The following is an 11,530-nucleotide window of genomic DNA, read 5'->3' as shown; positions in this document are numbered from 1 at the left end:
CAGTTCCCTCGGAAACTGTCCCAGCCGCCTTGAGGTCCATCAGGCACCGCCTTGTCAGGCGTCGCCGCCCGCACCACCGGTAGTGCCGGCGTTGACGTCCAGGAGCTTGTACCGGTCCATGGCGTAAGCGGGGGCTCCCGCCTCAACCTCACCCCTGGCCGCCAGCATCTGCAGCGCCTTCACCACGATGGAGTGGGTGTCGTTCTTGAAGTAGCGGCGGGCTGCTGCGCGGGTGTCGGAGAAGCCAAAGCCGTCGGCGCCGAGGGTGGCGTATTCGTTCGGGACGAACTGCCGGATCTGGTCCGGCACGGCTTTCATGTAGTCGGAGACGGCGACAACCGGGCCCGATGCGTCCGCCAGCTGCTGCGCCACGAACGGCTTGCGGGCAGGTTGTTCGGGGTTGAGGAAGGCTTCTTCTTCGGCGGCGAGGCCGTCGCGTCGGAGTTCGTTCCAGGAGGTCACGGACCAGACGTCGGCGGAGACGGACCAGTCCTCGGCGAGGATGCGCTGGGCTTCGAGGGCCCAGGGCACGGACACGCCGGATGCCAGGATCTGCGCCTTTGGCCCTTCAACGCCCGACGCCGAGATCCGGTGGATGCCGCCCAGGACACCCTGCACATCCAGGTTCTCCGGCTCGGCGGGCTGCACGATGGGCTCGTTGTAGACCGTGAGATAGTACATCAGGTTCTTGTCCTGCGAAACGTCCGTCCCGCCGTCGGACTTTTCCCCGTACATCCGTTCGAGGCCGTCGCGGATGATGTGGCCCATTTCGTAGCCGTAGGCGGGGTCGTAGGTGACTACTGCCGGGTTCGTTGATGCCAGGAGGGGGGAGTGGCCGTCGGCGTGTTGGAGGCCTTCGCCGGTGAGGGTGGTCCGTCCTGCGGTGGCGCCGACGATGAAGCCGCGGGTCATTTGGTCCGCGGCTGCCCAGAAGGCGTCGCCGGTGCGCTGGAAGCCGAACATGGAGTAGAACACGTAGACCGGGACCAGGGGGACGCCGTGGGTGGCGTAGGCGGTGCCGGCAGCGGTGAAGGCTGCCACGGCGCCGGCTTCGTTGATGCCGGGGTGGATGAGCTGGCCGGCGGGGGATTCCTTGTAGGCCAGGACCAGGTCGCGGTCCACGGAGAGGTAGTTCTGGCCGCCCGGGTTGTAGATCTTCGCAGTCGGGAAGAACGCATCCATGCCGAACGTCCGGGATTCGTCCGGCACAATGGGAACAATCCGGTGCCCGAACTTCTTGTCGCGGAGCAGGTCCTTGAGCAGTCGGACGAATGCCATGGTGGTGGCTGCCTGCTGCTTACCCGAGCCGCGCCTGGCCGTTTCGTAGGACTTCGCGTCCGGCAACTCGACAGCCTCATGGCGCGAACGGCGTTCCGGTACCGAACCACCCAGCTGCCGCCGCCGTTCGTGGAGGTAGGCGATCTCGGGTGCGTCAGCACCCGGATGGTAGTAGGGAGGGCGGTAGGGATCGGCGTCCAGTTGCTCATCTGACACGGGGATGCGGAGGTAATCCCGGAAGTCCTTGAGGTCCTCCACCGTCAGCTTCTTCATCTGGTGCGTGGCATTCCGGCCTTCAAACCTGGGTCCGAGTCCGTAGCCTTTGACGGTTTTGGCGAGGATGACGGTGGGTTTGCCCTTGAATTCGGTGGCGGCTTTGTAGGCTGCGTAGACCTTGCGGTAGTCGTGGCCGCCGCGTTTGAGGTTCCAGATCTGGTCATCGGTGAGGTCCGCGACCATGTCTTTGGTGGCGGGGTCCTTGCCGAAGAAGTGTTCGCGGACGAACCCGCCGGATTCGGCTTTGTAGGTCTGGTAGTCCCCGTCGGGGGTTTCGTTCATGATTTTCACCAGGGACCCGTTGGTATCCCGGGTGAGCAGGTCATCCCATTCCCGGCCCCAGACGACCTTGATCACGTTCCAGCCCGCGCCGCGGAAGAACGCTTCGAGTTCCTGCATGATCTTTCCGTTGCCCCGGACCGGCCCGTCGAGGCGCTGGAGGTTGCAGTTGATCACGAAGTTCAGGTTGTCCAGGTTCTCGTTCGCGGCGAGCTGGAGCAGGCCGCGGGATTCGGGCTCGTCCATTTCGCCGTCGCCCAGGAACGCCCAGACCTGCTGGTCGGAGGTGTCTTTGAGGCCGCGGTTGTGCAGGTACCGGTTGGACTGGGCCTGGTAGATCGCGTTCATCGGGCCGATACCCATGGACACGGTGGGGAACTCCCAGAAGTCCGGCATCAGGCGCGGGTGCGGGTAGGAGGACAGGGCGTGGCCGGCCCGGGACTTTTCCTGCCGGAACCCGTCCAGGTCCTCCTCCGTGAGGCGGCCTTCCATGAACGCGCGGGCGTACATGCCGGGGGAGGCGTGGCCCTGGAAGAAGACCTGGTCCCCGCCGCCGGGGGCGTCCTTGCCGCGGAAGAAGTGGTTGAAGCCGACCTCGTACAGGGTCGCGGCACCGGCGTAGGTGGAAATGTGTCCGCCCACCCCGATCTCGGGCCGCTGCGCCCGGTGCACCATCACCGCGGCGTTCCACCGCATGTACGCCCGGTACCGGCGCTCGTATTCCTCGTTGCCCGGGAACGGTGCTTCCTGGTCCACCGGGATCGTGTTCACGTAATCGGTGGTGGTCACCATCGGCACCCCGACACTCTGCGCGCCCGCACGCTGCAGCAGGCTCCGCATAATGTACTGGGCACGCTCCGTACCCTGTTCCCGGATCAACGCATCCAGGGACTCAACCCACTCCGCAGTCTCTTCCGGATCACGATCAGGCAGCTGGTCAGTCAACCCGCTGAGGATATGGGAGGTATCTTCTCCTGCAGCCACGGGAGCCTCTTTTCATCATCGAATGGCCCATGTTTTCGTATTGTGAGAAAACATTCTTGTATGACGAGATTATCTGCGTGATGCGCGCTGGGTCAATGTGGCCCTCCACCGGACGCACGTCACGCCGCCGGTGGCACCCTTCCAACCATTTGTGACTGCTTGGGCCATCGCCATTGCCTTGACGCTTAGTGACCCAGGTCATACGCTTGTTTTCACTATTCAATATCTCGATTCCGCAGAGTGGAATAACAGAAACGACAGGGACCAGCAGGACTGATCTCCACCGTCGGACTCACCACCCCGGAAGCCCCAACGAATTGAGACCCCCTATGCAGACCCCTCCTCCGGCGGGCGTGGACACGACGCAGGACCTGACAACGCCGTCAGTTGCTCCCACCCATCCGTCCGTCAGCGTTGACGCCCTGTGCGAAGCAGCAAGCGCAGCATCCGGCAAGAGCATCAGCCCCACCCTTTACAACGTGGACCTTGCCCCCACCAAGCGTGAAGGCCGCAGCTGGACCAGCTACAGCATCTTCACGCTGTGGGCCAACGATGTGCACAGCCTCGGAAACTACGCCTTCGCCATCGGCCTGTTCGCCTTGGGCCTCGGCGGCTGGCAGATCCTCCTGGCCCTGGGCATCGGAGCGGCGCTGCTGTTCGGACTCCTGACCCTCTCCGGCTTCATGGGCGTCAAAACCGGTGTTCCCTTTCCCGTGATGAGCCGCATCAGCTTCGGCATCAGGGGAGCCCAGATCGCCAGCCTCCTCCGCGGCGCCGTGGCAGTGGCCTGGTTCGGCATCCAGACGTACCTCGCCTCCGTGGTGTTCCGCGTCATGCTCGTGGCGATGTTCCCCTCCCTCGCCGACCTGGATAAGGACTCCATCCTGGGGCTGTCCACCCTTGGCTGGGCCGCATTCCTGGTCCTGTGGGTGGTGCAGCTGGTCATCGTGAGCTTCGGCATGGAGATGATCCGCAAGTACGAAGCATTCGCCGGCCCCGTCATCCTGGCCACCATGGCAGCCATGGCCATCTGGATCTTCGTGGAAGCGGGCGGGTCCATCGCCTGGTCGTCCAACAACGCCCTGGAAGGGCTGGACATGTGGCGGACCATCTTCGCCGGCGGCGCCCTCTGGGTATCCATCTACGGCACGTTCGTCCTGAACTTCTGCGACTTCACCCGGTCCGCGGTATCCAAGAACGCCGTGGTGCGGGGCAACTTCTGGGGCATCCCCATCAACATGCTGCTCTTCGGCGCCATCGTGGTGGTCATGGCCGGCGGACAGTTCAAGATCAACGGCACCATCATCCAGAGCCCGTCGGACATCGTCCAGACCATCCCGAACACCCTGTTCCTGGTCCTTGCCTGCCTCGCCCTGCTGATCCTCACCATCGCCGTCAACCTGATGGCCAACTTCGTTGCCCCCGTGTACGCCCTGACCAACCTGTTCCCCAAGCGGCTCAACTTCCGCCGGGCCGCCGTCGTCAGCGCCGTCATCGGCCTGGTGATCCTGCCCTGGAACCTGTACAACAACCCCCTGGTCATCCTGTACTTCCTGGGCGGCCTCGGTGCGCTGCTCGGCCCGCTGTTCGGTGTGGTCATGGCCGACTACTGGCTGATCCGCCGCGGCAAGGTCAACGTCCCGGAGCTCTACACCGCATCACCCGAAGGCGCCTACTACTACCGCAACGGCGTCAACCCGCGGGCCCTCATTGCCATGGTTCCGGCCGCCGTCGTGGCCCTGTGCATCGCCTTCGTTCCGGCACTGGCCGCCGTGGCACCCTTCGCCTGGTTCTTCGCCGCAAGCATCGCGGCGGCGGTGTACTACTTCGCCGCCGACCGGACGCAACAGCTGGAAGACCGCGACGGCGAGTCCATCGCCGTCGCCAGCACCCACTGACCAGCGCCCACCCAACAGCGCCCCACCAACAGCGCCCACCGCAGCAGCCCCGCAAAGGAAAACACCATGCGCATCCTCGTTGCCAACGTCAATACCACCGGGTCCATGACCGAATCCATCGCCGCCTCCGCCCGTGCGGTTGCTGCGCCGGGCACGGAGATCGTGGGTATCACGCCCCGCTTCGGCGCCGATTCCTGTGAAGGGAACTTCGAAAGCTACCTTGCGGCCATCGCCGTCATGGACGCGGTCACGTCCTACCCGGAACCATTCGACGCTGTGGTCCAGGCCGGCTACGGCGAGCACGGCCGGGAGGGGCTGCAGGAACTCCTGGACGTCCCGGTGGTGGACATTACCGAGGCCGCGGCAAGCACTGCCATGTTCCTGGGCCACAAGTACTCGGTGGTGACCACGCTGGACCGGGCCGTACCGCTCATCGAGGACCGGCTCAAGCTCGCGGGCCTTGACGCCCGGTGCGCCTCGGTCCGGGCCAGCGGCATGGCCGTCCTCGAACTCGAGGAAGAACCCGAGCGTGCCGTGGAGGCGATCGTCAGCGAGGCCATTCGGGCCGTCACCCAGGACAAAGCGGAGGTGATTGTGCTGGGCTGCGGCGGGATGGCCGGGCTGGACGAACAGATCCGCCAGCGTGCAGGAGTCCCCGTGGTGGACGGGGTGGCCTCGGCCGTCACCATTGCGGAGTCGCTGGTGCGGATGCGGCTGTCCACCTCCAAGATCCGGACCTACGCTGCACCCCGGCCCAAGACCGTCCTAGGCTGGCCGCTGAACAGTGCCGGCACTGCAGCACAGCTGCAGGAAACGCAGCCGTAGAACAAGGAGCACCTGTGAGCATTTCCCACTCGGAAGGACAGCCGGCAAAACGCACGGCGGTGGTAACCGGCGCCGGCTCCGGCATCGGGCGGGAGGTGGCACGCCAGCTGCTGGCCGACGGGTACCAGGTGGTGCTGGCCGGACGGCGGGAAGCGCCGCTCAAGGAAACCGCGGCGGACCATCCCGGCGCATTCACGGTGGCGTGTGACGTCTCCCGGCCGGACGACGTCGAACGCCTTTTCGCTGCCACCGTGCAGCGCTGGGGCCGGGTGGACGTCCTGTTCAACAACGCCGGGGTGTTTGGCCCCGCCGCGAGCGTGGACGAGATCAGCGTGGACGACTGGAACGCCACCGTGGCAGTCAACCTGACCGGGTCCATGCTGTGCGCGGCGGCGGCGGTGCGGGCCATGAAGCAGCAGGAACCGCAGGGCGGCCGGATCATCAACAACGGGTCCATCGCGGCCCACTCACCCCGGCCACGTACCGTTGCCTACACGGTGACCAAGCACGCTCTGTCGGGCCTGACCAAGAGCATCGAACTGGACGGACGCGGGTTCGGAATCACCTGCGGGCAGATCGATATCGGCAACACCGCCACGGAGATCATGGACACCATCGGCGTGGGCTCGGGTGCGCTCCAGGCAGACGGGACCCGTCGGGTGGAACCAACTTTTCCCGTGGCGGACGCGGCCCGTGCGGTACTGATGATGGCCAACATGCCGGCGTCGGCCAGCGTGGGCTCCGTGGTGGTAACGGCTGCAGGCATGCCTTTCATCGGCCGCGGCTGACCGGCCCGGGCCCGCGCGCGGCTATGCTCGGCTCATGACCGCAAACAGGGGGCTTGCTCTTTTCCGATTCTGGTTCGCACTGCTGGGCTTCGTGGCGGTGCTCTTCCAGTTCCTGCACCTGGTGCAGAACGTTCCGGGGGCCAGTGCCGGAAACTACTTCAGCTACTTCACCATCGAGTCCAACATCATCGCCTTCGTGACCCTGGGCATCGCCGGCTGGTACGCGTGGCAGGGCGCCAGCCCACGCTGGCTGGAGCTCCTGCGGGGTGCCGCCACCGTGTATATGACCATCACCGGCATCACCTACAGCCTGCTGTTGAGCGACATCGACGTCAACACCCCCATCCCGTGGGTCAACGTCGTCCTGCATTACACCGTGCCCACCGTCATGGTGATCGACTGGCTGGTGGACCTGCCCAGGGAGCGGATCCCCGTCCGGACCTCCCTGGTGTGGCTGGCGTTTCCGCTGCTCTACCTCGTGTACAGCCTGCTCCGCGGCCCGGTGGTGGGCTGGTACCCCTACCCGTTCCTGGATCCCCGCAGCTCCGGCTACGACACCGTTGCGGTGATGTCCCTGCTGATCGCCGTCGGGGCGTTTGCCTTCGCCGCCGTGGCCGCACTGTCCACGCGCTTGCAGAATTCGGTGCCGCGTCCCGCCAGTATCCCGGCGGAACAGCCGGCGAAGCCCTAGAGAGGCAGGAGCGCCGAGAGATCCGCGCGGAGCCCGGAGGCGGCCACCTTGCCTGCCTCGACAGCGTCCGCCCAGGCGAGCCCGCCTGTGACCATCGCAAGCCAGGTGGCAGCGTCGCACTCGATGACGTTCGGCGGTGTGCCGCGGGTGTGGCGCGGCCCTTCAACGCACTGGGTGACGCCAAAGGGCGGCACCCGGACCTCCACGGAGTTGCCCGGCGCGCGGGCCGTGACTTCCTCCAAGGTATAGCGCACGGCAGTGGCCAGGACTGGCCTGGGGAGCGGAGCGTCCGACGGCGACCGGGCCGCTTCCAGCCACGCGTCCAGGGCCGCTTTGCCTTCCTTCACATCGACGCGGCGGCGGGCGGTTGCCATGTTTCCATCCTTCGTTCCGGTAGCGGTACGGTCAGTGCGGTTCGCTGAGTGCGGGTCGCTCAGAGTGGGTTGCTCAGTCCAGGAGCGCGGAAACCGCCGGGCCCAGGCGGATCCTGCCCACGGGGTGGCCGCCGCCCAGCACGGGCTCCACTACCTTTTCAAGGACGCTGGCCACGCCCGGGATTTCGACGGCACCGGCAGCGGCCAGCAGCGTCAGCGCCACCAGGGAGGTGGCTCGCAGGTTCCCGTCGAGGATCTTGACGGCCACCGAGACGCCCTGCGGGGTGGCCATGGCAAGCACGCCCTCCGCACCGATCTTGGCGATGACCTCCAGCTCATCCATCACCAGGGTGTTCGCCTCGCCGCGGCCCTGCACCGCCCATGGGTAATCGAGCATGGACGTGGCAATCGTGGCGGCGCGGGCGTTGGAGCTTTGGTCGCCTGGGGCCTTGGCCAGGAGGGAGTACCCCCGTGCCAGCCCCTTCAGGGACAGGGCCGCCACCGGGGCGCCGCAGCCATCGATGCCCAGGTGCGCGATCTTCTCGCCGGTGTATTCCTCGATGACGCTCCGCACCCGCTGCTGCAGCGGATGGTTCGGCTCAAGGTAGCTGTGCGTGTCCCAGCCATTTTCGGTGCAGGCCCAGAGGAACGCGGCGTGCTTGCCGGAACAGTTGAAGGCCAGCCGGGATTTGCCCTTCTCGGAGCGGACCAGCCAGTTCCGCGCCGTTTCGTCCTGCGGCCACGCTTCGGGGCACTGCAGCTGGTCCTCCCGCACACCGGCGGCCTTCAGCATTCCGGCCACCACGTCCATGTGGTCCAGTGAACCCGTGTGGCTGCCGCAGGCAATGGCCACTTGGGCGCCCCGCAGCGGGACGCCGGACTGCATGGAGGCAAGGGCCTGGAACGGCTTGAGGGCCGACCTCGCGTAGATAGGGGTGTTGATGTCGCCCAGCTCCGTCACCACGGATCCGTCAGCGGAAAGAAGGACAGCCGAGCCGATGTGCCGGGACTCCACAAAGCCGCTGCGCTCGATCACGGCCAGTTCGACGGCGGAGTCCACGGTAAAGGTGGCGTGGGGATTGTGCGGCATGCTGCCAGTCTAGGGGGAACCCCCGGACGGGACCGGCCGACGCGGCGTCACTCCACCGTGACCATCACCGACTGCCAGCCCGAGGCGCCGTCCGGGACGGGGTCCGCGCGCTGCTCCGTCTGCACTTCGCCCGTGCCGTCCGTGGCGCGGACCTTGATGTAGTGGGGACCCGGCGTGGCATCCCATTCGTAGGACCACTGCCGCCAGGTCACCAGGGAGGCCTCGGTGGACAGCGTGGCCTCCACCCAGTCCGCGTTGTCGATCTGGATTTCCACTTTGGTGATGCCCCGGGTCTGGGCCCAGGCGGTGCCGCCCACGGCAACCTTCCCGGCGGGGACCTTGGCGAAGGACTTGGGCACGTCAACCCGCGCCATGGTCTTGATGGGGCCGCGTTCTGACCAGCCGCGCTCGGTCCAGTACGCCTTGCTGTCCGCGAACCGGGTGACCTCCAGGTCCACCACCCACTTGGTGGCGGAGACGAACCCGTACAGGCCCGGAACCACCATCCGCACCGGGTAGCCATGCTCCAGGGGCAGCGGCTCGCCGTTCATGCCGATGGCCAGCATGGCGTCCCTGCCGTCCTGCAGCACTTCCAGGGGTGTGGACGCACTGAAGCCGTCGATGGAGGTGGAGAGGACCATGTCGGCGCCGTCCTTGGGCTTGGCCCGCTTCAGCACCTCCCGGAGCGGCAGCCCCAGCCACTTCGCGTTGCCGGCCAGGTTCCCGCCCACCGGGTTCGAGACGCAGGTGAGCGTCACATGCGATTCGATGAGGTCGGCGTCGAGCAGGTCCTGGAACGTCAGGCGCACCTCTTGTTCCACCAGGCCGTGGACCCTCAGTTCCCAGTCGTCAGCGTTGATTTCGGGAACGCTCAAGGCGGTGTCGATGCGGTAGAAGTCGTTGTTGGGGGTCACCCAGGGCGGAGCCCCGTCCACGGGCGACTGGACGCCGGCCGGAATGGGCGGGGCGGCCGTTGCCGGTGTGGGGAGCTGGAGCGCTTCGCGTGCCTTGGCGATGTTGCTGCGCGCGGCACCGAGCAACCGGCCTCCCGTGGCTGCGACGCCGGCCGCAACAGCGGTGATCCCGGCCGCGGCAAAGAACCGCCGGCGGCTGCTGCCTTCGTCCCTAACCCGTGCGTCGGCGTCGTACGCCAGGTCTGCCGGCGCCTCGGGCCAGGCCTTCAGGGCCTGTACCCGGTTCACCAGGAAACGGAGCACCGCAACACCCGCGAGGGTTCCCAGGACGGCGGGGATGGCATCAACGGCCGAAACACCCGCGCGGGTCACCACGCACGCCACGATCACCGCGCCCATGAACAGGACGCCCAGGACGCCCAAGGCCCAATTGCGGAACGCCACAATACCCAAAACGCAGGCCAGGACGGTGATGGTCAGGCCCATGCCCACGAACAGGGCCGCCTTGTCATTGGTGCCGAACGTGGCGATGGCAAAATCCTTCAGCCACCCCGGAGTGAAATCAATGAAGGTGGAGCCAAGGGCAAAGAGCGGTGTGGCGCGGGCGGTGAAGAAGGCGCCGAGCAGCTCCGCCACGGCCAGTACGACGGCGGCAGCCACCACACCTGCCAGCGCAGCCAGGGGAGCGGGTCCAGTGAGGCGGTTCCGTAGCGTTGTCATGGCAGGTGTTCGGAGCGGGACCGCCCCGCGGATGGCAGCGGGAGGCAAGGACACAGCTTAGGAGCGGGCAGGGTCCACAAAGTACGCTTGGAGACTGTGAAGGTACTCGTCATCGGCCCCGGAGGCCGCGAACACGCCATTGTCCGCTCCCTGCTCGCCGACCCCAACGTGTCCGAGGTCCATGCAGCACCCGGTAACGCCGGCATCAGCAAGCTGGTCCCCACACACAAGATCAACGGCAACGATCCCGACGCCGTCGCGAAGCTGGCCACCAAGCTGGCGGTCGACCTCGTGGTGGTGGGCCCCGAAGCCCCGCTGGCTGCAGGCGTTTCCGATGCTGTCCGTGAGGCAGGCATTCCCGTGTTCGGCCCCAGCAAGGCCGCAGCGCAGCTCGAAGCGTCCAAGGCGTTCGCCAAGGAGATCATGGCTGAGGCAGGTGTGCCCACGGCCATGGCCCTGGTGGCCACCACCGCCGAAGAGGCCGCATCCGCACTGGACACCTTCGGCGCGCCCTACGTGGTCAAGGACGACGGCCTGGCCGCCGGCAAGGGAGTGGTGGTCACCCGGAACCGCGACGAAGCTCTGGCGCACGCGCAGTCCTGCTTCGACGCCGGCGGTTCCGTGGTGATCGAGGAATTCCTCGACGGCCCCGAGGTATCCCTCTTCGTCCTCTGCGACGGGCACAACACGGTGGCGCTTTCGCCCGCCCAGGACTTCAAGCGCATCTTCGACAACGACGAAGGCCCCAACACCGGCGGCATGGGCGCTTACACCCCGCTGGAATGGGCCCCCGAAGGCCTCGTCCAGGAAGTCATCGACCGCGTGGCCCAGCCCACCGTCAACGAGATGGCCCGCCGCGGCACGCCTTTCGTCGGCGTCCTGTTCGTCGGCCTGGCGCTGACCTCACGCGGCACACGGGTCATCGAATTCAACGTCCGCTTCGGAGACCCTGAGACCCAGGCCGTCCTGGCGCGGCTGAAGACACCGCTCGGCTCTTTGCTGCTCTCCGCCGCCAAGGGCGAACTGGACACCGCGGAAGAGTTGCGCTGGGCGAAGGAGACCGCTGTCGCCGTCGTCGTCGCGTCCGAAAACTACCCCGACACTCCGCGCGCCGGGGACCGGATCCGCGGCCTGAAGAAGGCCGAGGCCTTGGACGGCGTGCACGTCATCCACGCCGGAACGGCGCTGGACGACGACGGCAAGGTAGTTTCCGCCGGCGGGCGCGTCCTGGCGGTGGTCGCCCTGGGCAGTGACCTGGTGGAGGCGCGCGAACGCGCCTACGACGGCGTGGAGCTGGTCCAGCTGGACGGCGGACAGTTCCGCAGCGACATTGGCCGCAAGGCTGCCCGCGGCGAAATCAAGGTGCCGTACGCCGCCACGGGTGCGCTGCCCATCACGAAAGCGAAGGCCTAG

9 protein-coding genes are annotated in these 11,530 nt (G+C 66.7%); 5 read left to right on the top strand and 4 right to left on the bottom strand.

Annotated elements, in window-relative coordinates; translation table 11 throughout:
- Window positions 1–54: 54 nt before the first annotated feature.
- Complete coding sequence (aceE, locus tag ACHL_RS16045; protein WP_015938350.1) at window positions 55–2,817, bottom strand: pyruvate dehydrogenase (acetyl-transferring), homodimeric type; 2,763 nt, start codon at window positions 2,815–2,817, stop codon at window positions 55–57.
- A 329-nt stretch (window positions 2,818–3,146) separates the two neighbouring features.
- On the opposite strand from aceE, the gene ACHL_RS16040 reads away from it, so the two are divergent.
- From ACHL_RS16040 to ACHL_RS16025, 4 genes are all read left to right on the top strand, one after another.
- On the top strand, window positions 3,147–4,715 hold the full coding sequence (locus ACHL_RS16040; protein WP_015938349.1) for an NCS1 family nucleobase:cation symporter-1: 1,569 nt from the start codon (window positions 3,147–3,149) through the stop codon (window positions 4,713–4,715).
- 66 nt (window positions 4,716–4,781) lie between these two features.
- Window positions 4,782–5,540 (top strand): aspartate/glutamate racemase family protein, encoded by a 759-nt coding sequence (locus tag ACHL_RS16035; protein WP_015938348.1) that lies wholly within the window; start codon window positions 4,782–4,784, stop codon window positions 5,538–5,540.
- A 14-nt stretch (window positions 5,541–5,554) separates the two neighbouring features.
- Complete coding sequence (locus tag ACHL_RS16030; protein ID WP_015938347.1) at window positions 5,555–6,328, top strand: SDR family oxidoreductase; 774 nt, start codon at window positions 5,555–5,557, stop codon at window positions 6,326–6,328.
- A 34-nt stretch (window positions 6,329–6,362) separates the two neighbouring features.
- Window positions 6,363–7,019, top strand: coding sequence for a Pr6Pr family membrane protein (locus ACHL_RS16025; RefSeq protein WP_015938346.1), 657 nt, complete (start codon window positions 6,363–6,365; stop codon window positions 7,017–7,019).
- Here the strand turns inward: ACHL_RS16025 and ACHL_RS16020 are convergent.
- From ACHL_RS16020 to ACHL_RS16010, 3 genes are all read right to left on the bottom strand, one after another.
- Window positions 7,016–7,393: a sterol carrier family protein gene (locus tag ACHL_RS16020; RefSeq protein ID WP_015938345.1), complete on the bottom strand. Its 378-nt coding sequence runs from the start codon at window positions 7,391–7,393 to the stop codon at window positions 7,016–7,018. The genes ACHL_RS16025 and ACHL_RS16020 overlap by 4 nt on opposite strands.
- 73 nt (window positions 7,394–7,466) lie before the next feature.
- On the bottom strand, window positions 7,467–8,483 hold the full coding sequence (locus ACHL_RS16015) for an asparaginase (protein ID WP_015938344.1): 1,017 nt from the start codon (window positions 8,481–8,483) through the stop codon (window positions 7,467–7,469).
- Window positions 8,484–8,530: 47 nt separating this feature from the next.
- Window positions 8,531–10,117 (bottom strand): molybdopterin-dependent oxidoreductase, encoded by a 1,587-nt coding sequence (locus ACHL_RS16010; RefSeq protein ID WP_015938343.1) that lies wholly within the window; start codon window positions 10,115–10,117, stop codon window positions 8,531–8,533.
- 96 nt (window positions 10,118–10,213) lie between these two features.
- Here ACHL_RS16010 and purD point away from each other — a divergent pair, with 96 nt between their 5' ends.
- Window positions 10,214–11,530, top strand: coding sequence for a phosphoribosylamine--glycine ligase (gene purD / locus ACHL_RS16005; protein WP_015938342.1), 1,317 nt, complete (start codon window positions 10,214–10,216; stop codon window positions 11,528–11,530).

Origin of the sequence: Pseudarthrobacter chlorophenolicus A6, from assembly GCF_000022025.1 — a bacterium.
Classification (GTDB): domain Bacteria; phylum Actinomycetota; class Actinomycetes; order Actinomycetales; family Micrococcaceae; genus Arthrobacter; species Arthrobacter chlorophenolicus.
Note: the sequence above shows the minus strand (reverse complement) of the source record. Positions and strands in the feature narration are given on the sequence as shown.